This window comes from Streptomyces sp. NPDC006235 (genome assembly GCF_040613735.1).
Taxonomy (GTDB): Bacteria; Actinomycetota; Actinomycetes; order Streptomycetales; family Streptomycetaceae; genus Streptomyces.
On the sequence record NZ_JBEXSR010000052.1, the window covers coordinates 38,074 to 58,821 of the forward strand.

22 protein-coding genes are annotated in these 20,748 nt (G+C 72.0%); 15 read left to right on the top strand and 7 right to left on the bottom strand.

Annotated features, from left to right (window positions below):
* Positions 1-11 precede the first annotated feature (11 nt).
* Positions 12-1,133 (top strand): dipeptide ABC transporter ATP-binding protein, encoded by a 1,122-nt coding sequence (locus tag ABZ192_RS38185; RefSeq protein ID WP_356929056.1) that lies wholly within the window; start codon positions 12-14, stop codon positions 1,131-1,133.
* Positions 1,134-1,197: 64 nt separating this feature from the next.
* The gene (locus tag ABZ192_RS38190) at positions 1,198-1,872 is read left to right on the top strand and encodes a trimeric intracellular cation channel family protein (RefSeq protein ID WP_307177611.1); all 675 of its coding nucleotides are present in this window, start codon (positions 1,198-1,200) and stop codon (positions 1,870-1,872) included.
* Here ABZ192_RS38190 and ABZ192_RS38195 read toward each other — a convergent pair.
* Positions 1,763-2,998, bottom strand: coding sequence for an alpha/beta hydrolase-fold protein (locus ABZ192_RS38195; RefSeq protein ID WP_356929057.1), 1,236 nt, complete (start codon positions 2,996-2,998; stop codon positions 1,763-1,765). The two genes, ABZ192_RS38190 and ABZ192_RS38195, sit on opposite strands and share 110 nt — an antisense overlap.
* A gap of 147 nt (positions 2,999-3,145) precedes the next feature.
* On the opposite strand from ABZ192_RS38195, the gene ABZ192_RS38200 reads away from it, so the two are divergent.
* Positions 3,146-4,006 carry a thioesterase family protein gene (locus ABZ192_RS38200; protein ID WP_356929058.1) on the top strand — a complete coding sequence of 287 codons (861 nt, stop codon included), beginning with the start codon at positions 3,146-3,148 and terminating at the stop codon, positions 4,004-4,006.
* Here ABZ192_RS38200 and ABZ192_RS38205 read toward each other — a convergent pair.
* Positions 3,993-4,580, bottom strand: coding sequence for a TIGR03086 family metal-binding protein (locus ABZ192_RS38205; RefSeq protein ID WP_356929059.1), 588 nt, complete (start codon positions 4,578-4,580; stop codon positions 3,993-3,995). The two genes, ABZ192_RS38200 and ABZ192_RS38205, sit on opposite strands and share 14 nt — an antisense overlap.
* Positions 4,581-4,684: 104 nt before the next feature.
* On the opposite strand from ABZ192_RS38205, the gene ABZ192_RS38210 reads away from it, so the two are divergent.
* Positions 4,685-5,662, top strand: coding sequence for a YafY family protein (locus tag ABZ192_RS38210; RefSeq protein ID WP_356929060.1), 978 nt, complete (start codon positions 4,685-4,687; stop codon positions 5,660-5,662).
* A gap of 33 nt (positions 5,663-5,695) precedes the next feature.
* On the opposite strand, the gene ABZ192_RS38215 is transcribed toward ABZ192_RS38210, so the two are convergent.
* Positions 5,696-6,334, bottom strand: a complete 639-nt coding sequence (locus ABZ192_RS38215) for a TetR family transcriptional regulator (protein ID WP_356929061.1) — start codon at positions 6,332-6,334, stop codon at positions 5,696-5,698.
* 116 nt (positions 6,335-6,450) lie between these two features.
* Here ABZ192_RS38215 and ABZ192_RS38220 point away from each other — a divergent pair, with 116 nt between their 5' ends.
* The 3 genes from ABZ192_RS38220 (at position 6,451) to ABZ192_RS38230 (ending at position 8,272) form a co-directional block, all read left to right on the top strand.
* Positions 6,451-6,618, top strand: coding sequence for a hypothetical protein (locus tag ABZ192_RS38220; protein ID WP_356929062.1), 168 nt, complete (start codon positions 6,451-6,453; stop codon positions 6,616-6,618).
* A gap of 56 nt (positions 6,619-6,674) precedes the next feature.
* The gene (locus tag ABZ192_RS38225) at positions 6,675-6,941 is read left to right on the top strand and encodes a hypothetical protein (RefSeq protein ID WP_020276693.1); all 267 of its coding nucleotides are present in this window, start codon (positions 6,675-6,677) and stop codon (positions 6,939-6,941) included.
* 161 nt (positions 6,942-7,102) lie between these two features.
* The gene (locus tag ABZ192_RS38230; protein ID WP_356929063.1) at positions 7,103-8,272 is read left to right on the top strand and encodes a cysteine desulfurase family protein; all 1,170 of its coding nucleotides are present in this window, start codon (positions 7,103-7,105) and stop codon (positions 8,270-8,272) included.
* Between the two features lie 7 nt (positions 8,273-8,279).
* On the opposite strand, the gene ABZ192_RS38235 is transcribed toward ABZ192_RS38230, so the two are convergent.
* Positions 8,280-8,657, bottom strand: a complete 378-nt coding sequence (locus tag ABZ192_RS38235) for a helix-turn-helix domain-containing protein (protein ID WP_356929064.1) — start codon at positions 8,655-8,657, stop codon at positions 8,280-8,282.
* Positions 8,658-9,056: 399 nt separating this feature from the next.
* Here ABZ192_RS38235 and ABZ192_RS38240 point away from each other — a divergent pair, with 399 nt between their 5' ends.
* On the top strand, positions 9,057-9,539 hold the full coding sequence (locus tag ABZ192_RS38240; protein ID WP_356929065.1) for a hypothetical protein: 483 nt from the start codon (positions 9,057-9,059) through the stop codon (positions 9,537-9,539).
* A 34-nt stretch (positions 9,540-9,573) separates the two neighbouring features.
* Here ABZ192_RS38240 and ABZ192_RS38245 read toward each other — a convergent pair whose 3' ends face one another.
* The gene (locus ABZ192_RS38245) at positions 9,574-10,239 is read right to left on the bottom strand and encodes a peptidoglycan recognition family protein (RefSeq protein ID WP_356929066.1); all 666 of its coding nucleotides are present in this window, start codon (positions 10,237-10,239) and stop codon (positions 9,574-9,576) included.
* Between the two features lie 60 nt (positions 10,240-10,299).
* Here ABZ192_RS38245 and mnmA point away from each other — a divergent pair, with 60 nt between their 5' ends.
* The gene (mnmA, locus tag ABZ192_RS38250) at positions 10,300-11,430 is read left to right on the top strand and encodes a tRNA 2-thiouridine(34) synthase MnmA (protein WP_356929067.1); all 1,131 of its coding nucleotides are present in this window, start codon (positions 10,300-10,302) and stop codon (positions 11,428-11,430) included.
* Positions 11,431-11,526: 96 nt separating this feature from the next.
* Here mnmA and ABZ192_RS38255 read toward each other — a convergent pair whose 3' ends face one another.
* Complete coding sequence (locus tag ABZ192_RS38255; protein ID WP_356929068.1) at positions 11,527-12,309, bottom strand: alpha/beta hydrolase; 783 nt, start codon at positions 12,307-12,309, stop codon at positions 11,527-11,529.
* Positions 12,310-12,370: 61 nt separating this feature from the next.
* Positions 12,371-12,694, bottom strand: coding sequence for a DUF427 domain-containing protein (locus ABZ192_RS38260; protein ID WP_356929069.1), 324 nt, complete (start codon positions 12,692-12,694; stop codon positions 12,371-12,373).
* Between the two features lie 81 nt (positions 12,695-12,775).
* Between ABZ192_RS38260 and ABZ192_RS38265 the strand changes: the two genes are divergently transcribed.
* The 6 genes from ABZ192_RS38265 (at position 12,776) to ABZ192_RS38290 (ending at position 20,658) form a co-directional block, all read left to right on the top strand.
* Positions 12,776-13,579 (top strand): class I SAM-dependent methyltransferase, encoded by an 804-nt coding sequence (locus ABZ192_RS38265; RefSeq protein WP_356929070.1) that lies wholly within the window; start codon positions 12,776-12,778, stop codon positions 13,577-13,579.
* Positions 13,576-14,115, top strand: coding sequence for a TIGR00730 family Rossman fold protein (locus ABZ192_RS38270; RefSeq protein ID WP_356929071.1), 540 nt, complete (start codon positions 13,576-13,578; stop codon positions 14,113-14,115). The genes ABZ192_RS38265 and ABZ192_RS38270 overlap by 4 nt, the downstream gene beginning before the upstream one ends.
* A gap of 41 nt (positions 14,116-14,156) precedes the next feature.
* Complete coding sequence (locus ABZ192_RS38275) at positions 14,157-14,855, top strand: SDR family oxidoreductase (protein ID WP_356929072.1); 699 nt, start codon at positions 14,157-14,159, stop codon at positions 14,853-14,855.
* A 29-nt stretch (positions 14,856-14,884) separates the two neighbouring features.
* Complete coding sequence (locus ABZ192_RS38280) at positions 14,885-15,892, top strand: methionine synthase (protein ID WP_356929073.1); 1,008 nt, start codon at positions 14,885-14,887, stop codon at positions 15,890-15,892.
* Between the two features lie 15 nt (positions 15,893-15,907).
* The gene (gene ligA, locus ABZ192_RS38285) at positions 15,908-18,103 is read left to right on the top strand and encodes an NAD-dependent DNA ligase LigA (RefSeq protein ID WP_356929074.1); all 2,196 of its coding nucleotides are present in this window, start codon (positions 15,908-15,910) and stop codon (positions 18,101-18,103) included.
* A gap of 257 nt (positions 18,104-18,360) precedes the next feature.
* The gene (locus tag ABZ192_RS38290; protein ID WP_356929075.1) at positions 18,361-20,658 is read left to right on the top strand and encodes a bifunctional diguanylate cyclase/phosphodiesterase; all 2,298 of its coding nucleotides are present in this window, start codon (positions 18,361-18,363) and stop codon (positions 20,656-20,658) included.
* The last annotated feature ends 90 nt before the right edge of the window (positions 20,659-20,748 follow it).

Below are 20,748 nucleotides of genomic sequence, written 5' to 3' on the forward strand. Positions count from 1 at the left end.
ACGACAAAGCGGTGAGCACACCGGAAACGAGCGGGAGCACCCTCACCCAGGACACCGCCGCCGACGGCGAGATCCTGCTGAAGGTGACCGGCCTTCAGAAGCACTTCCCGATCCGCAAGGGCCTGCTCCAGCGGCAGACCGGCGCGGTGCGCGCCGTCGACGGCATCGACTTCGAGGTCCGCAAGGGCGAGACGCTCGGCGTCGTCGGTGAGTCGGGCTGCGGCAAGTCCACCATGGGCCGGCTGATCACGCGGCTGCTCGAACCGACCGGCGGCACGGTCGAGTTCGAGGGCAGGGACATCACGCACCTGAAGACCGGCGAGCTGCGCCCGATGCGCCGCGACGTGCAGATGATCTTCCAGGACCCGTACTCCTCGCTGAACCCCCGGCACACGATCGGCACGATCGTCGGCGCCCCCTTCCGGCTCCAGGGCGTCGAGCCCGAGGGCGGGGTGAAGAAGGAGGTCCAGCGGCTGCTGTCGGTGGTCGGCCTCAACCCCGAGCACTACAACCGCTATCCGCACGAGTTCTCCGGCGGCCAGCGCCAGCGCATCGGCATCGCCCGCGCGCTCGCGCTCAACCCCAAGCTGGTGGTGGCGGACGAGCCGGTCTCCGCGCTGGACGTGTCGATCCAGGCCCAGGTGGTGAACCTGCTGGACGACCTCCAGGAGGAGCTGGGCCTGACGTACGTGATCATCGCGCACGACCTGTCGGTCGTCCGGCACGTCTCGGACCGGATCGCGGTGATGTACCTCGGCAAGATCGTCGAGCTGGCCGACCGTGACAAGCTGTACAAGTCGCCGATGCACCCGTACTCCAAGGCGCTGCTGTCGGCCGTGCCGATCCCCGACCCGAAGCGCCGGGGCGCCAAGAGCGAGCGCATCCTGCTCAAGGGCGACGTGCCCTCGCCGATCGCCCCGCCGAGCGGCTGCCGCTTCCATACCCGGTGCTGGAAGGCGACGGAGATCTGCAAGACCACGGAGCCGCCGCTGGTGGAGCTGCGGGCCGGGCAGCGCGTCGCCTGCCACCACCCGGAGAACTTCGAGGACCAGCAGCCGCAGGACACCAAGCTGCTCTCCTCGGCCAAGGAGGCCGCGGCCGGCAACGGCGGCGCCACCCCCGTGGAGAAGTGACCCCGCCCGAGCCCCCGCCCTCGCAGATCAGGGCGGGGGCTCGGCCGTGGGTAAAAATGTTCGGGTGCTCCAGCAACTCTTCAGCCCGTCCGTCCAGCACACGCTCGACCTCATCGGCATCTTCGTCTTCGCGATCTCCGGCGCCCTGCTGGCCGTGCGCAAGAACTTCGACGTGTTCGGCATCGCCGTGCTCGCCGAGGTCACCGCGCTGGGCGGCGGGCTCTTCCGTGACCTGGTCATCGGGGCCGTACCGCCCGCCGCCTTCACGGACCTGGGGTACTTCCTGACCCCGCTGCTCGCCACCCTCCTCGTCTTCTTCCTGCACCCGCAGGTGGAGCGCATCCAGGTCGCCGTGAACGTCTTCGACGCGGCCGGCCTCGGGCTGTTCTGCGTCGCCGGCACGATCAAGGCGTACGAGTACGGGCTCGGCCTGACCGCCTCCGCCGGCCTGGGTCTGACCACCGCGGTGGGCGGCGGTGTGCTGCGGGACGTCCTCGCCAACGAGGTGCCCTCGCTGCTGCGCTGGGACCGCGACCTGTACGCGGTCCCGGCGATCGTCGGCGCCGCCCTGGTCGCGCTGTGCATCCGTTACGACGCCCTGAACCCGCTCACCAGCGGCCTCGCGGTGATCACCGCCTTCGTACTGCGCCTGCTCGCGATGCGGTTCCACTGGCGAGCTCCGCGGGCCTGGCACCGGCGGTCGACGGTGAGCGAGGAGGAGCAGCCCGTCCTGCCGTGACGTGGCCGAGGCCCGTCACCTCCGTCAGCCAGCGGAACGCCGGGACCACCTGCGGCCGCCACAGCGCCATGGTGTGACCGCCCGCGCTCCGCGGGATGTACACCACGTGCACGGTCGTCGGCGCCTTGGCGGCCTGCTCCAGGGCGACGGCCGCCTCGTAGCCGTCGTGCGGCTGGCCGGAGAGGTAGAGCGAGACGCGCGGCGGGACGGGCGCCCTGCGCAGCAGCAGGTAGGGGTTGTTCCCGGCCCGCAGGGCGGGGGTCTGCGCGGCGAGCGAATCGCGTTCGCCGATCGGGTCGTTGTAGCCGGACAGGCTGACGGCGGCCCCGTAGCGGTCGGGGTGGGCGACGGCGAGCTTGGCCGCGCAGTGCGCCCCGGCCGAGTAGCCGGCCACGGCCCAGCCCCGCGGCGCTGACTCGGCGCGGAAGTTGTCCATGACCATCATCGGCACGTCGACGCTCAGCCAGGTGTCGGCGTTGACCGTGCCCGGGATGTTGGCGCAGCCCGTGTCCACCCCGGCCAGCAGATTGGTGCGCGGCGCGACCAGGATGAACGGGGCGACCTGCCCGTCCCGCATCAGCGGCTCCAGCTGCTCGTGCGCGTGCAGCGAGCCGAACCAGGCCTTCGCCGAGCCGGGGTAGCCGGGCAGCAGCTCCACGACCGGGAACCTGTGGTGCCGGTAGGCCGGTTCGTCGTACTGCGGCGGGAGCCAGACGTAGACCTCGGCGTTCACCCCCGACACCCGGCCCTTGAGCTGGGTGACCCGTACCCCGCCGGCCGCGCCCATGCCGGGCCCGGTGGCCGGCCGGAAGGTCTGGCGCAGCTTGGGCAGCCGCTTCAGCGCGATGCCTCCGGTGCCGTCGGCGCCGAGGTCGGCCGCCTGCTGCACGTGGTCGCCGGTGCCGAGCAGGTCGGCCCAGTTGTCGTACAGGCTGTTGGCGTTGTTGACCAGTGTGAAGACCAGCGCCACGGCGGTTCCCTGGGCGAACAGCAGCATCAGCGCGCGCGTCGCGGTGCGCAGGGCGCGGGGGCCGCGGACGCGCGACCACAGGACCAGCGGCAGCACGAGCGCGACGACCGACAGCGCGATCAGCGTGTAGAGGAACGGAGTCCCGGTGAGGCTCATGTCTCTTCAGAGGGACGGGCGGCCTTCCGGGTTTACGGACGAGTGCGGACACTTACCGAGAAATTGCCCGGTCCTCACCTGAGTCCTCGCCTGGGTCCGAACCAACCAAAGCTACCGCTTAGTAGTTAGTTCTTGTACTGTTCAGCCATGCCAGAGTCAGCCTCCGCCCAGGCCGTCCGGGCCACGATCGGCGACAGCGAGTTCGACCGCGACACCGCGCTCACCCGCCGCGCGCCCGGCGTCTACGACATCGACCTCTCCGCCGGCTGGACGATCATCAGCGCCGTCAACGGCGGCTACCTGCTGGCCGTCCTCGGCCGCGCGCTCGCGGACACCCTGCCGCACGCCGACCCCTTCACCGTCTCGGCGCACTACCTGACCGCGTCCCAGCCCGGCCCGGCGGTCGTCCGCACGGACGTCGTCCGCACCGGCCGGACCCTGTCGACCGGCCAGGCCTCCCTCTTCCAGTACGACGACGCGGGCCGCGAGGTGGAACGCATCCGCGTCCTCGCCTCCTACGGCGACCTGGACGCCCTGCCCGACGACGTCCGCACGACGGCCAGGCCGCCCGCGATCCCGCCGCTGGAGCACTGCTTCGGCCCCGAGGACGGCCCCGCCCCCGTCGACGGCAGCTCGGCGATCACCGACCGTCTGATGCTCAAGCTGGACCCGTCGACCCTGGGCTGGGCCCTCGGCAAGCCCTCCGGCAAGGGCGAGATGCGGGCCTGGTTCGGGCTCGCGGACGGCCGGGACCACGACCCGCTCTCCCTGCTGCTGGCGGTGGACGCCCTGCCGCCCACCGCCTTCGAGCTCGGGCTGAAGGGCTGGGTGCCCACCGTCGAGCTGACCGTGCACGTCCGCTGCCGCCCGGCGCCTGGCCCGCTGCGCGTGTCGATCACCACGCGCAACCTCGCCGGCGGCTTCCTGGAGGAGGACGCCGAGGTGTGGGACAGCGCCGACCGGCTGGTGGCGCAGTCCCGTCAGCTCGCGCGGGTCAGGCTCGGCTGAGCGGCTCGCGTCCCAGCCAGGCCGCCAGCCTGCCGTAGGCGTCGGCGCCCTCGGGGGCCGGCCGGGCCGTGGCGAACGGCGTGTTGTCGTCGCGCTGTTCGTCCGGCAGCATGCGCCGGGCGACCGTCAGCGCGAACTCGGCGAGTTCCGGGTCGAGTTCGCGTGGATGCCCCAGGGCCTCGGACAGGTCCCAGGTGTGGGTCACCGTCTCCAGGGCGTAGGCCGACAGGGCCGCCCGGCCGGGCATCTCGCCGAACGGCAGGCGCACCACCGCGTCCAGCCGGTCGTCGTCACCCGCCCAGGCCTTCACGGCCCGGGTCCTGGCCTCGTCGTACGCGGCCGTCCAGCCGTCGTCCGGCACGCCCTCGGCGAACGCCCGTACCGCGGCCGCGTCACCGCCCTCGGCCACGACGGCCACCCGGTGGGCCCCGCCGGTGAGATGGCTCAGCAGGGTGCGCACGTCGAACTCGGTGCACGGCGTGGGGCCGTCCAGCTGCTCCGCGCGGACGGACGCGACGAGTTCGGCGGCCTGCTCCGTGGCGCGGCCGAACAGCGGGCGGGGATCGTTGGTCATGAAACTCCTCCTGAGTGCGTGGTGGACAGGAGGAGCATGGCCGGAAAACCTGACAGCCGCCGTCAGCATTTGCCCGGGCCCTCGCCCGCCACGATGCTGATGCCGTGAAGTCCGACCGCCTGCTGTCGATCCTGCTGCTCCTCCAGACCCGCGGCCGGGTCCCCGCACGCGAACTCGCCGAGCGGCTGGAGGTGTCGGTCCGCACCGTCTACCGCGACGTCGAGTCCCTGTCGGCCGCCGGCGTCCCGGTCTACGCCGAACGCGGCCGGCACGGCGGCATCGAACTGCTAGCCGGGTTCCGTACGGACGTCACGGGTCTGACCGCCGACGAGTCCCGCGCGCTGTTCGTCCTGGCCGCGCAGGGCGCGCACGCCGCGCTCGGCCTGGACGCGGCGTTCGGCTCGGCCCTGCGCAAGGTGATGGCCGCACTGCCGGCTCCGCACCGCCCGGCCGCCGAGACGGCGTCCCGCCGCATCCTCGTCGACGCCACCCGCTGGCGCGGCGGGCCGCAGCGGGCCGTCGACCTGGAGGTGCTGCGCGACGCGGTCTTCGCCGACAGCAGGCTGCGGCTGCGCTACCGGCACAGCGCAGAGCGCCAGGCGCGGACGTACACCGTCGACCCGTACGGCCTCGTCGCCAAGGCCGGCGTCTGGTACCTGGTCGCCGACCGGCGGGGTGAACCCCGGCTCTTCCGGGCCGACCGGGTGCGCTCCGCGCGGCTCCTCGACGAGCCCGTACGGCGGCGTCCGGGCGTCGAACTCGCCGATGCCTGGGAGGGCCTGCGCCGCCAGGTCGAGGAGCGGCCCGGCGGACTGGACGTCACCCTCCGGGTGCGGCGCGACCGGCTCGACCTGTTCCTGCGGCTGACGGCCTTCCTCCCGTCGAACATCCTCGACGACGACGGCGGGAGCGAGTGGGTGACCGTGCGGCAGACGTACGCGATCCTCCCCGAGACCCGCCACCTGCTCGTCTTCGCCGACCAGGTGGAAGTCCTCTCACCCCCTCAGGTGCGTGAGGAACTGGCCCGGGCGGCCGCCTCCGTCACGGAGCTGTACCGGCGCTCGGGCGAGGCTCCGGGGTGAGACGCCCGGTCGGCGGGGTGCTTCGAGGCGCGGTCAGTCCAGCCAGTGGTGGCGGCCCAGGCCGATGAGCCGCATCTGCCGCGTCGCCACCTGCGTGACGTGCCGGGTCCGCTCCTCGCGTTCCTGCTCCGGGCCCTCCAGTGCCTCCAGGAAGAGCGACGCGGTGATCAGCATCTGGTCGACGTAGAGGTGCGCGAGCATCAGCAGGTCGTCCTCGGTCCAGCCCGCGGACACCGGGTCCTTGGCCAGCTCGTCCTTGACCTCCTGGGCGAACCGGGCCAGTTGGTCCCTTATCGCAGCCCGGACCGGCTGGACTCCGCCATGTCGTTCACGGGCGATGAACCGGACATGTGCGGGGTACCCGTCGACGTGACGGGCGATCAGCTCGATGGTGCGCGCGATGCGTTCCTCACTGTCGCCCGTCGTGGACACCGTCGTCCGGATCATCGGGTGCAGGCTGCCCAGCGCCTCCTCGACCAGGGCCACGCCCAGATCCGCCGTGGAGCGGAAGTGGCGGTAGAAGGCGGTCGGGGCGACACCGACGGCGCGGGTGACCTCGCGCAGCCCCAGGCTGCTCAGACTCTGCTCCTCCAGCAGCCCGAGGGCCGCGTCCAGGAGCGCCTGCCGGGTCTTCTGCTTCTGGGCCTGCCGGATGCCGAGGGTGTGACTCATACCATGCAGTTAACAACTGTTCTCTGTAATTGGAAAGTCATGGGACAGGCTAGACTGGGAAGTCAGTGAACAACTGTAACCACAACCGTTCACCGAATCTCTGGGGGTTGTTTCCCGTGTTGTTCATCGTCGCCGCACTCCTGCTGCTGGGCTTCGTCCTGGGCACCGTGGCCCACGCGCCGCTCACCTTCTCCGTGGTCACGGGTGTCGTCATCGCCGTCTGGCTCGGCATCTTCGCGCTCCGCGAGCGCCACGGCCGCCGGCACCACACCCAGGCCCACTGACGCCGTACACGCTCACCGACCGCCCACCACCGACCCGACACCGGGAGTCGATCACCATGCAGCTCACCGCTCCGGCCACGCGCCGCACCGGTATCCGCGACACCGACGGCATGGCCGTCGCGTCCTTCATCCTGGGCCTGCTCGGCCTCCTCGTCCTGAACGTCTTCCTCGGCCCGATCGCCATCGTGCTGGCGAGCGTCGCCCTGTGGCGCGGCACCCAGCGCCGTGGCCGCGCGTTGCTGGGTCTGGGCCTCGGCGTCGCCGACCTGCTGGTCCTGGCCGCGTTCGTGCAGGCCGACAGCACGATCTCGTGGAGCTTCTGAGCCGCCGTCGGACAGTCCTGCGCCGACGAGCGGCGGCCGGCCCGGGGACGACGGGCCGCAGCCGCGCGGGAAAGCGGTTCACTTCCCTTCAGGCCGGCCTTCGGGTTCGGCCAACCTTGATCTGAGGACCGCCGCAGGGGAGCCGTAGAATCGGGCTCACCATGGCTTACCTCGACCACGCCGCGACCACCCCGATGCTCCCGGAGGCGGCAGAGGCGCTCACCGCCCACCTGGGTGCCACCGGCAACGCGTCCTCCCTCCACGCATCCGGCCGGCAGGCCCGCCGCACCGTCGAGGAGGCCCGCGAGACCCTCGCCGAAGCCCTCGGCGCCCGCCCCAGCGAGGTCGTCTTCACCTCGGGCGGCACGGAGGCCGACAACCTCGCCGTCAAGGGCCTTTACTGGTCACGCCGAGACGCCGACCCGGCCCGCACCCGCGTCCTCGCCAGCCCCGTCGAGCACCACGCGGTCCTCGACGCCGTGCACTGGCTCGGCGAACACGAGGGCGCCACCGTCGAGTACCTGCCGGTCGACACCCACGGCCGCGTCCACCCGGACGCCCTGCGCGAGGCGATCGCCCGCAACCCCGGCGACGTGGCCCTCGCCACCGTCATGTGGGCGAACAACGAGATCGGGACGATCCTGCCGATCCGCGAACTCGCCGACGTGGCAGCCGAGTTCGGCGTCCCCCTGCACTCGGACGCCGTCCAGGCCTTCGGCCAGATCCCCGTCGACTTCGCCGCCTCCGGCCTCGCCGCGATGACGGTGTCCGGCCACAAGATCGGCGGCCCGTACGGCATCGGCGCGCTCATCCTCGGCCGCGAGCACACCCCCGTGCCCGTCCTGCACGGCGGCGGCCAGGAACGCCACGTCCGCTCCGGCACCCTCGACGTGCCCGCCATCGCCTCCTTCGCGGTCGCCGGGAGGCTGGCCGCCGAGCAGCGCGAGTGGTTCGCCCATGAGATCGGCGCCCTGCGCGACGCCCTCGTCGCCGCCGTCCGCGAGGCCGTGCCGGACGCGATCCTCGGCGGTGACCCCGACCCGGAGGGACGCCTGCCGGCCAACGCGCACTTCACGTTCCCCGGCTGCGAGGGCGACTCCCTGCTGCTCCTGCTCGACGCCCAGGGCATCGAGTGCTCCACCGGCTCCGCCTGCACCGCCGGCGTCGCCCAGCCCAGCCACGTCCTCCTCGCCACCGGCACCGACCCGGACCTGGCCCGCGGCACCCTCCGCTTCTCCCTCGGCCACACCTCCACGGAGGCCGACATCGAGGCCCTGGCGAAGGCCATCGGCCCGGCGGTGGAACGGGCGCGGGCGGCGGGGCTGACCTGAGGGCAGGTCAGTCGGACACCGGCCGCGACGGCTTCTGTCCGCCTCCGGCCCGTGACGGCGCGGTGGCGGCCGCAGCCGTGATGGCGCGGAGCACGGACTTCTTGGGGTCGACGCTCGGCGTCGGCGGGAACTTGTCCGCCAGGCCGTTCAGCAGCCGGATGTAAGCGGCTCGTTGGGGCGCACGGGGCTCCGAACGGCCCGCTTCCCACGCACTCACGGTCTCCCTGCGGACCCCCAGTGCCTGGGCCACACGCTCCTGGCTGAGACTGCCGGCCTCACGCAGCCGTTTGCGCTCGGCGGGCTCGGGCAGCCCGTCCGCCGGCGAAGCCTCTTTCAGCAGGGCGTCGACAGCGGCGAGCAATGCTTTCCCCTGATCCTCGGACACGCTGGTTCACCTCCCGTTTTCATTCCTGGGAGAGTACCGGACCGAACGCTGAAACGCTCACTGAAACGCACAGAGAATCTCCCATTTGAAACGCACATCATCCGCACGCGGAACGCCCGCCACCGCTTTTACGGGAGGCAGTCGGTGGTGAAACCGCGTGGGCGCCGCTGACCTGGGGCTCTGTCGGTCGGATTCGGTGATCGCCACCGTCCCGGCCCCGGAACTGCTGTCGGATGGTTCTGTCAGACAGGGATAGTTTTCCGGGCCGCAGATTGTCGTCTTCCGCAGAAGAGCTCTCATCGTGCTCAACGTTAACGTGAGCGTTGCGCGCACGTTCCTCACGGGTCGCGCACGCTCCCCGTCTGCGGGAATCGCCTGCCCTTCGGAACGGAACATGCCATGCCTTCGCACGCGCTGACCGAAGCCGCTGCCGCTGCCGCGCCCGTGTATCTCACGGCCGCTGTCACGGCATGCCTCGGGCTCCTCGCTCTGGCGGTCAAGCTCGTCCTGCGCAAGCTCAAGCAGCGCCGCCAGGACCTCGCCGGTCCGCTGCAGGCGCTGACCGCCCTGTTCACACTGCTCAAAGTCCTGGACACCAGGCCCACGACCGCCAAGGACCTGGAACTCATCCAGGACCACGTCGACGTCCTCGAGGGCGCGGTACTCAGGCGGAAGAGGCTCGGCAAGATCCTCGACGAGGTCGTCCGCCTCGCCGGTGCGTACCGGGCCATCGAGTTACCGGAGGTCGGCCATCGCCTCCCGGCCGGTCTGAGCGCCAGTGCCCTGTACGAGCGCTCGCGCAGGCAGGGCACCGTCGCGCGGGAGCTCCAGGCCGCCGTCGTCGCCGCGACGGAACGGATCGGGCGGATGCACCGGCGCTGATCATCGCCGGCTCACGCCCGTGACCACTGCTCGCTCACGCCCGCGCCGTACGCGCCTCGCGCACCAGCCGCATGTACCTGTCCCAGTCCCAGTGCGGGCCCGGGTCCGTGTGGTCCGTGCCCGGGACCTCCACGTGGCCGATGATGTGCTCGCGGTCGACGGGTATGTCGTACCGCGCGCAGATCCGGGCCGTGAGCCGGGCCGAGGCCTCGTACATCTCGTCCGTGAAGTCCTGCGGGCGGTCCACGAAACCCGCGTGCTCGATGCCGACACTGCGCTCGTTGTAGGAGCGGTTGCCCGCGTGGTACGCCACGTCCAGCTCGCGGATCATCTGGGCGATGTGCCCGTCCTTGCGGACGATGTAGTGCGAGGCCGCCTTGTGCGCCGGGTCCTGGAAGGCCTTCACCGCGCTGTCGAAGCTGCCCTGGGTGACATGCACGACCACCATGTCTATGCCGTAGTCGTCCGGCCGGTCCGCGCGGCGCCAGTTCGCGTCCGACGCGGCCACCCAGCGCGCGCCCGCGTAGTCGACCTCGCCCGCCTTGCGCGGCTTCTCGACGCCGGGCACGCGCCACCACAGCCGGCCCAATTCGTCACGGGCCAGCACCGCGGACCCCACGGCGGCCGCCGCCCCGCCGATGATCAGGGCCCGCCGCCCGATGCGCCGGTCCGTGTCCTCGGATGCTCTTCTCGCCCCCATGTGATCGCCAACGGATACCCGGCGGCCTTGGTTCCCGCGCCCCCGTACCCTGGAAGGGTTATGACTGACACCCCGCAGCGCTCCCGTCCCCTCCGCGTCCTGGCCGCCATGTCCGGCGGAGTCGACTCCGCCGTCGCCGCCGCCCGCGCGGCCGAGGCGGGCCACGACGTGACCGGCGTCCACCTCGCGCTCTCCGCCAACCCCCAATCCTTCCGGACGGGCGCGCGGGGCTGCTGCACCATCGAGGACTCGCGCGACGCCCGCCGCGCCGCGGACGTCATCGGCATCCCCTTCTACGTGTGGGACCTCGCCGACCGCTTCCGCGAGGACGTCGTCGAGGACTTCGTCGCCGAGTACGAGGCCGGCCGCACCCCCAACCCCTGCCTGCGCTGCAACGAGAAGATCAAGTTCGCGGCGCTGCTGGACAAGGCGCTGGCGCTGGGCTTCGACGCGGTCTGCACGGGCCACTACGCCAAGGTGATCGAGCACGAGGACGGCACCCGCGAGCTGCACCGCGCCTCCGACATGGCCAAGGACCAGTCGTACGTGCTCGGCGTCCTGGACGACAAGCAGCTCGCCCACGCGATGTTTCCGCTCGGCGACACGGTCACCACCAAGGACGAGATCCGCGCGGAGGCCGAGCGCAGGGGCCTGGCGGTGGCCAAGAAGCCCGACTCGCACGACATCTGCTTCATCGCCGACGGCGACACCCAGGGCTTCCTCGCGAACCGGCTCGGCCGTTCCGAGGGCGACATCGTCGACGAGTCCGGCAACCGGCTCGGCACGCACGAGGGCGCGTACGGCTTCACCATCGGCCAGCGCAAGGGCCTGCGCATCGGCACCCCGGCGCCCGACGGCAAGCCGCGCTACGTCCTCGACATCTCCCCGGTCACCAACACGGTGACGGTCGGCCCGGCCGACGCGCTCGACGTCAGCGCCCTGACCGCGATCAAGCCGCGCTGGTGCGGCGTCGCCCCCACCGGCCCGGGCACCTACACGGCCCAGCTGCGCGCCCACGGCGGCGAGACGGAGGTCACCGCCGAGCTGGTCGACGGCCGGCTGGAGGTGTCCTTCGCGGAGCCGGTCCGCGGCGTGGCCCCCGGCCAGGCGATCGTCCTGTACGACGGCACGCGCGTGGTGGGCTCGGCGACGATCGCGTCGACCAGGCGTGCGAAGGCGGGCGTGGCCTGACCCTGCGGGCGAAGGCGGGCGTGGCCTGACCCTGCGAGCGCCGGGGGCAGGCCGGCTCCACGCGCGCGTGCCCCCGTGCCTCGCATCCCCGCGTGCTCAGCCCCGCGAGAAGAACTCCACCAGCACCGGCGCCATCACATTCGGCTCCACCATGTGCGTCTGGCCCTGGAGCGTCCGGTACGACCCGTCGGGGACGCAGTCCGCGATCGCCCGGGCCGCCTCGCGCAGCCAGCCGGGGCTCGCGTCGCCCGCCACCGCCAGGACGGGGACGCCGATCGAGGCCAGCCGGTCCCGGGGGACCCGCCCGTCGCGCATGACGGCGTCGTCGTAGGCGAGGCTCGGGGCGATCGACTCCATGGCGGCCCACATGGGGGACTGTCGGGCGCCCTGGATCACGGCCTCGCCGAGGCCGGTCAGCCGCAGGAACAGCTCCACCGCGTCCCCGCGCCGCCCCTCACCGAGTGCTTCCGTCAGCCGCCGGGTGTACTCCGCGCGCTCCTCGGCCCCCTCCTCCGTCATCGCGAACGGCGTCTCGTACACCGCGACCCGCCGCACCGGCAGACCGCTCGCCGTCGCCTCGAGGGCCAGCGCGCCGCCCGACGAGATGCCGTACAGGAACGCCTCGCCGCCCACCGCCTCGATCACCGCCGCCAGGTCCTCGACCTCGCGCTCCACGGCGTACGGCGCCGTGTCCCCGCTGGCACCGCGGCCCCGGCGGTCGTAGACGACGGCCTGGAAACGCTCGGACAGCGACACTGCGAGCGGCGCCAGGGTGCCGCCCGTCGACATCGCACCGCTCACCAGGACGACCGAGGGGCCCCGGCCGGTGCTCTCGTACGCGATGCGGGTGCCGTCACGCGAAAGGATCCTCTTGTCCATGTCAGTGCAGACTGCCGCACGGCACGGTGTTCATGGGTGAGGCGGGCCGTGCGTCAGCCGATCACAACACTTCGACTTCGTAGAAGCACAGGTGGTCCTTGATCTCCGCGACGTCCGGCTTCGGATCCTGATACGCCCAGACGAGGTCCGCGGCGTCCGGCAGCGACCAGTAGGAAGCGGTGCCCTTGAACGGGCAGTACGTGCGCGTGCCGGACGGCGTCAGCAGGTCGAGGCGGACGTCCTCGGCCGGGATGTAGTAGCGGTCGGGACAGCCCGTCTCGCGCAGGAGCAGCGGCCGGTCGCTCTCGGCCAGGACCCGGCCGGCGCGCGTCACGCGCACGGGCCGGTCGCTCCGCTCGACGGTGATGCGATGCCCGGTGGTCACGATCGCCCTCCTTGGGTAGCCGACTCCCCGGATACAGCGCACGCTGTAGCGGAGTTCTTCCCTCGCCGCAGGAGGCCACCCATGCGAGCCACGGAACGGGCCCGGAACCGCAGCGCCCTGGTCCACCAGATCCGGTACGCCCTGCGCCACCCGGAGCGCGTGCCCGCGCACGCCCGGCGCGCGGTGCGGGACGCCTGGCTGCGGCTGCGCTACCGCGACCACATCGCGTACTACCGCGCCGTGATGGCCTCCGACGCGGCGCGCAGTGCGGAGGCGGCGGTGGGGCACAACCCCTCGCGCGAGGCGTGGACGCGGATCGGGCGCATGCAGTTCGACTACCTCGTGGGACACGGCCTTCAGCCGCACCACCGCATGCTGGAGATCGGCTGCGGCAACCTGCGCGCCGGGCGCCTGTTCATCGACCACCTCGACGCCGGGCACTACTACGGCATCGACATCTCGCCGCACATCCTGCTCGCCGCCCAGGACACCCTCGTGGCCGAGGGTCTCCAGTCCAAACTGCCCTACCTCACGCTCGCCGACGACCTCACCTTCGCCTTCCTGCCCGACGCGCACTTCGACGTCGTGCACGCACACAGCGTCTTCTCGCACTCGCCGCTGCACGTCATCGAGGAGTGCTTCGCCCACGTCGGCCGGATCCTCGCGCCCGGCGGGTTCTTCGACTTCACGTTCGACCGCACCGAGGGCGAGGAGCACCAGGTACTGCACGAGGACTTCTACTACCGGACGGCGACGCTGACCGCACTCGCCGCCAAGCACGGCCTGGACGCCCGGTTCATGGACGACTGGGAACAACTCCCGCACCGGCAGTCCAAAATGCGGATCACCGCGACGGCGGACCGGGCCCGTACGGTGGGCTCATGAACATCTGTGTCTTCCTCTCCGCCGCCGACCTCGACGAGCGCTACACCACTCCCGCGCGGGAGTTCGCCAGACTGCTGGCCAAGGGCGGCCACACCCTCGTGTGGGGCGGTTCCGACGTCGGCCTGATGAAGGTGGTCGCCGACGGGGTGCAGGAGGCGGGCGGCCGGCTCGTCGGCGTCTCCGTGCAGTTCCTCTCCGCCAAGGCCCGCCCCGGCGTCGACGAGATGGTCGTCGCCCGTGACCTCGCCGAGCGCAAGAAGCTGCTCCTGGAGAAGGCCGACGCCGTGGTGATCATGGTCGGCGGCACCGGCACGCTGGACGAGGCGACGGAGATCCTGGAACTGAAGAAGCACGGCCACACGGACAAGCCCGTGGTCCTGCTCAACACCGCGGGCTTCTACGACGGCCTGAAGGAGCAGTTCCGCCGCATGGAGGACGAGGGCTTCCTGCCCCGCCCGCTCACCGACCTGGTGTTCTTCGCGGAGGAGCCGGTGGGCGCGCTGGCGTACCTGGAGGAGAGCCGTGGCGTGGCGTGATCCCGGGCCCGCGCCCTGTGTGACCCCCGTCTGATGCGAGCATGGCGGGCATGGCTACTCATGTGATCACCGGAGCCGGTTCCGGCATCGGCGCGGCCGTGGCCCGCCGCCTGCACGCGCGCGGGGACGACCTCGTGCTGCACGCGCGCGACGCGGGCCGCGCGAAGGAGCTGGCGGCCGAGTTCCCCGGGGCGAGGACCCTGGTCGGCGACCTCGCCGACCCCGACAGGCTCTCCTGGGCCTTCTCGCACCAGTCGCTGCCGGACCGCGTGGACTCGCTGCTGCACATCGCCGGGGTCGTCGACCTCGGCCCCGTCGGGGAGCTCACCCCGAAGACCTGGCGCCACCAGCTCAACGTCAACCTGGTCGCCCCGGCCGAGCTGACCCGCCACTTCCTGCCCCAGCTGCGGGCGGCCCGGGGCCACGTGGTCTTCGTGAACTCCGGCGCCGGCCTGAACGCCCACGCCGGCTGGTCCGCGTACGCCGCCTCCAAGCACGGCCTGAAGGCCCTCGCCGACTCCCTCCGCCACGAGGAGCACGCGGGCGGCGTCCGCGTCACCTCGGTCTACCCCGGCCGCACGGCCGGCCCCATGCAGGCCAAGGTGCACCAGCAGGAGGGCAAGGAGTACGACGCGTCGAAGTGGATCGACCCCGAGTCGGTCGCGACGACGATCCTGATGGCCCTGGACCTGCCGAGGGACGCCGAGGTCAACGACCTGACAGTCCGACCGGGGAACTGACCGGCCGGGCCGCTGCGTAGGCTGCTGCGGTGAGCGAAAACAGCCAGTTCAGGTTCGGTGGCGCCACGGGTGTCGGCTCCCTGCCCGGGGGCGACGCCCGGGAGGCCGTCAAAACGGCCACCGGAACCTTCGAGGACTTCCCCTTCCTGCCCGAACTGCCCGCCCGCGGACCCGGCGCCGACATGATCGGGCGGACCGCCGGCCTGCTCGTCGAGCTGTACGCGCGCGTGGAGCCCAGCGGCTGGCGGCTCGGCGACCGCCCGGGGCGGGACACCAAGCGGGCCCGTTCCTGGCTCGGCGAGGACCTCGACGCGCTGGAGGAATTCACGCAGGGGTACGCGGGGCCGCTGAAGGTGCAGGCCGTGGGCCCCTGGACCCTCGCCGCCCACCTGGAGATGCGCAACGGCGAGGCCGCCCTCTCCGACCCCGGCGCCTGCCGCGACCTCGCCGCCTCCCTCGCCGAGGGACTCCGTCAGCACCTCGCCGAGGTGCGGCGCCGGGTCCCCGGCGCACAGCTCGTGCTCCAGCTCGACGAGCCGTCCCTCACCGCCGTCCTGCGCGGCCAGGTGAAGACGGCCAGCGGTTACCGCACCCACCGGGCCGCCGACCGGCAGGTCGTCGAGCAGACGCTGCGCGACCTCGTCGGGGTGCACACCGACGGGCCGGTCGTCGTCCACTCCTGCGCCCCCGACGTCCCGTTCGCGCTGCTGCGCCGGGCGGGCGCGGCGGCCGTCTCCTTCGACTTCTCCCTGCTCACCGAGCGTGACGACGACGTGATCGGGGAGGCGGTGGAGGGCGGTACCCGGCTCTTCGCCGGTGTCGTCCCGTCCGCGGAGGGCCCATTGTCAGACCCTGCCGGTAGCGTCATGGGTGTCAGGACGCTGTGGCGCAGGCTGGGGCTGTCACCGGGGCTTCTCGCGGAGGCGGTCACGCTCACGCCGGCGTGCGGACTCGCGGGGGTCTCCCCGGGGTACGCGCGCACGGCCCTCGCCCACTGCGCCCGGGCGGCGAGATCCCTCGCGGACAACCCAGAGTAACGGGAGGACGACACGGTGGCCGGCGACAAGCAAGCGGAGACGACGACGGTGCCCGCCGAGGCACGGGAGAAGCACGCGCGCCTCGCGGAGCAGATCGAAGAGCACCGCTTCCGCTACTACGTGAAGGACGCTCCCGTCGTCAGCGACGCGGAGTTCGACCAGCTGCTGCGTTCCCTGGAGGCGCTGGAGGAGGAGTTCCCCGAGCTGCGCACCCCGGACTCGCCGACCCAGAAGGTCGCCGGTTCCTACGAGACGGAGTTCACGGCGGTCGAGCACCGCCAGCGCATGCTCTCCCTCGACAACACCTTCAACGACGAGGAGATGGCCGCCTGGTCGGAGCGCATCGCCCGGGAACTGGGCGAGCAGGACTACCACTTCCTGTGCGAGCTGAAGGTCGACGGCCTGGCCGTGAACCTCACCTACGAGCACGGCCGTCTCACCCGCGCGGCGACCCGCGGCGACGGCCGCACCGGCGAGGACATCACGCCGAACGTCCGGACGATCGCGGAGATCCCGGAGCGCCTCAAGGGCGACTCCGTGCCCGACCTCGTGGAGATCCGCGGCGAGGTCTACTTCCCGATGGAGAAGTTCCAGGAGCTCAACGCCCGTCTGGTCGAGGCCGGTGACAAGCCCTTCGCCAACCCGCGCAACGCGGCGGCCGGTTCCCTGCGCCAGAAGGACCCGCGCGTCACGGCCACCCGCCCGCTGCACATGGTGGTCCACGGCATCGGCGCCCTGGAGGGCTTCACCGGCCTGACCCGCCTCTCCCAGGCCTACGACCTGCTCAAGACCTGGGGCCTGCCCACCTCCCGGCACAACAAGGTGGTCGACGGCCTCGACGGCGTACGGGAGTTCATCGCGTACTTCGGCGAGAACCGCCACTCCGTGGAGCACGAGATCGACGGCGTGGTCGTCAAGCTCGACGAGATCCCCCTCCAGGGCCGCCTCGGCTCCACCTCGCGCGCCCCGCGCTGGGCGATCGCCTACAAGTACGCGCCGGAGGAGGTCAACACCAAGCTCCTCAACATCCGCGTGGGAGTGGGCCGCACGGGCCGGGTCACGCCCTACGCCCAGGTCGAGCCGGTCACGGTGGCGGGCTCCGAGGTCGAGTTCGCCACGCTGCACAACCAGGACGTGGTCAAGGCCAAGGGCGTCCTCATCGGGGACACGGTGGTGCTGCGCAAGGCCGGTGACGTCATCCCGGAGATCCTCGGCCCCGTAGCCGACCTGCGTGACGGCAGCGAGCGAGAGTTCGTGATGCCGGCCGAGTGCCCCGAATGCGGTACGGCCCTGCGGCCGATGAAGGAGGGCGACGTCGACCTGCGCTGCCCGAACGCCCGCACCTGCCCGGCCCAGTTGCGCGAGCGCCTGTTCTACCTCGCGGGCCGCAAGGCGCTGGACATCGAGCACTTCGGCTACGTCGCCGCCGCCGCGCTCACCAAGCCGCTGGAGCCCGAGGACCCGCCGCTGGCGGACGAGGGCGACCTGTTCGACCTCACCGTCGACCAGCTGCTGCCCATCAAGGCGTACGTCCTCGACCCGGACAGCGGCCTGCCCAAGCGCGACCCGAAGACCGGCGAGGAGAAGGTCGCCACGATCTTCGCCAACCAGGAGGGCCAGCCCCGCAAGAACGCGCTCGCCATGCTGGAGAACATCGCTGCGGCCAAGCAGCGTCCTCTCGCCCGCATCCTCACCGGTCTGTCGATCCGTCATGTCGGGCCGGTCGCGGCCGAGGCGCTGGCCCGCGAGTTCCGCTCGATCGAGCGCATCGACCAGGCCACGGAAGAGGAACTGAAGAACACCGACGGGGTCGGCCCGATCGTCGCCGCCGCCGTCAAGGAGTGGTTCGCCGAGGACTGGCACCGCGAGATCATCCGAAAGTGGAAGGCCGCCGGCGTCCGCATGGAGGAGGAGAGCACCGGCGAGGACGAAGGGCCGCGCCCGCTCGAAGGGCTCACGGTCGTCGTCACGGGCACGCTCGAACGGTTCACACGGGACGGCGCCAAGGAGGCGCTGCAGAGCCGCGGAGCGAAGGTGACCGGCTCGGTTTCGAAGAAGACGTCATTCGTCGTTGTGGGTGACAGCCCGGGATCGAAATACGACAAGGCGATGCAGCTGAAGGTCCCCGTCCTGAACGAGGACGGTTTCCAGGTTCTGCTGGACCAAGGACCGGACGCGGCGGCCGAAGTCGCTCTTTCGGCCGAGGAGTAGCGGTTGAAGGCCACCCGTTCGGCGCATACCAGATGCATACGGGTGGCCGGGGCGCATTCGGGCAACCGTCGGCGACCGCTGCCCGTGGAAGCCTTCTGCGGCCTACTGTTGAGATGTGCGCCTGCCGTGCCCAGCTGCGGTCGGGGCATCTTCGTGTTCGCGGAGCACGGGGAAGGGTTTTCCAACGCGGGCCGCCCAAGGGTTGTCGGGCACCGGGCCGCGGGGCGTGGGCACCGCCGGCTGTGAGAGGGACGGGAATGGAACCGACCGAGAGCGCCGTGCCGGGCTCACGGCTGCGCCTGCGCCGCATGGCGGTCGTATGGCGTGCAGTCCGTGGGACGGGCCGGCCGGCGGGGCGTCCGGGCACGGAAGTGCGCGCCGTCGGACAGTACACCCCGGACGGGCGCACGTCCGGGGGGCGCGCCGCGGCGGACGGCCGTGGCGCCGCACAGCAGGGCACCGAGCACACATCCGGCCTGACCGGCGCGGACGCGGACTCCGAACGGCACCTGTCCTGGCCCGCGCTGCCCGCGGCGGTCGTCGCGGCGGCCGGGTTCGTCCTGGGCGCAGGCTTCTACCGCGCCTTCACCGGCGGCCACGCGCTCTTCCCGTCCGGCACGGCCGGCTGGGCGCTGGCCGTGCTGACCGGCATCATCGTCGGCCACCTCGTCATGCTGGGCCGCTCCCGCTGGTGGGGCGGCACCGGCTCGGGCGCCGCCCTCACGCTGGCCGTGCTGCTGCTGTACGGCTGGCTGCCGGCCGGCATGGTCAGCCTCACGGTCGTCGTGCTGGTCGGCATAGCCCGCCGCAACCGCTGGCGCCAGGGCATCCTGCACGGGGCGGTCGACCTCCTCGGCATCGGCGCCGGCGCCCTGGTGCTGGGCGTCTTCGGATCCGTACCGTCCGTCGAGTCCCCCTCGGATCCGGACAGCTGGACGCTCTACACCGCACCCGAGGTGGTCCTGGTGGCCGTCGCCTACCTGGCGGTCACCCGCGTCCTGCTGTGGTACCTGCACGCACCGCGCCCCGGCCTGCCCACCGTCGCCCGCACCGCCCTGGTCAGACAGGGCCTCGTCGCGGTGGCGCTACTGGGCATCGCGCCGCTGGTCTGCGTGGTGGCCATGGCCAAGCCGATCCTGCTGCCGCTGTTCTCCATCCCCCTCATCGCCCTGGACTCCACGCTCTGGATAGCCCGGGCCCGGGCCGAGGAGCAGCTGCGCGACCCGCTGACCGGGCTGCCCAACCGCCAGTGGCTGCTGGAGCGCATCTGGACCGCACTCGACGACGCCGAGCGGATCGACGCGCGCGCCGCCCTGATGCTGATCGACCTCGACCGTTTCCGGTCCGTCAACGACACGCTCGGTCATCTGGCCGGTGACCGGCTGCTCCTCCAGATCGCCGACCGGCTGCGGGCGGCGCTGCCGCGCGGGGCGGAGGCCGCGCGGCTCGGCGGGGACGAGTTCGCCGTCTTACTGCCGGTCGCCGACTCCACGACGTCCGCGACCCGGGTCGCCCGCAACCTGGTCGCCGCGCTCAGCTCCCCGCTCGACCTCGACGGCCTCACCCTCGTCCTGGAGGCCAGCGCCGGGGTCGCCGTCTTCCCCGACCACGCCCTGGACGCCGAGGGGCTGCTGCGGCGGGCGGACGTGGCGATGTACCAGGCGAAGCGGGACCGGACGGGTGTGGAGGTCTACGAGTCCAAGCGCGACTCGAACACCCCGGACCGGCTCGGTCTGCTGGGAGATCTCCGCAGGGCGCTGGACGCCCACGAGGTCGAGCTGCACTACCAGCCCAAGGTCCGCTTCGACGGACAGGTCGCGGGCTTGGAGGCCCTGGTCCGCTGGGTGCACCCCGAGCGGGGCAAGGTGCCGCCGGACGAGTTCATAGCGATCGCCGAGTCCTCGGGCCTGATGCCCCACCTCACCGAGTACGTCCTGGAGACCGCGCTCGGCCAGGTCGCGCGGTGGCGCGCCCAGGGTCTGTTCGTCCCGGTCGCGGTCAACGTCTCCCCGCGTGACGTGCACACCCCCGGCTTCGCCGGCTCGGTCGCCGCGCGGCTGGCCCGGCACGGCGTTCCCGCGGGAGCGCTCCAACTGGAGATCACGGAACACGTCCTCCTGGAGGACCCGCAGCGCGCCGCCGACACCCTCAACGGGCTGACCGGGCACGGCGTGAAGATGTCCCTGGACGACTTTGGCACGGGCTACTCGTCGCTGGTGCACCTGCGCAAGCTCCCGGTCAGCGAACTGAAGATCGACCGCTCCTTCGTCGCCCGGCTCGCCGTGGACAACGAGGACGCGGAGATCGTGCGCTGCACGGTCGACCTCGCGCACTCCCTGGGCCTGCTCGTCGTCGCCGAGGGCGTCGAGGACGACGAGACCTGGGAGCGCCTGCGCGACCTCGGCTGCGACGCCGTCCAGGGCTGGCTGGTCGCCGCCGCGATGCCCCCCGAGGAGACCACGGCCTGGCTCCGCGCCAGAGGCTCCCGCGGCTGGCAGCGCCCCCGCGCCGCCCTCCCGGCGGCGACAGCGGACGACTCGGGCCGCATCGCCTAGGCCGTGTCCGCAAAGTGGTTGGCGCGTTGGTCTGTGCGTGGTGCGTCGTCATGAGCTGACCGATGAGTCGTGGGCGGTGATCGAGCCGTT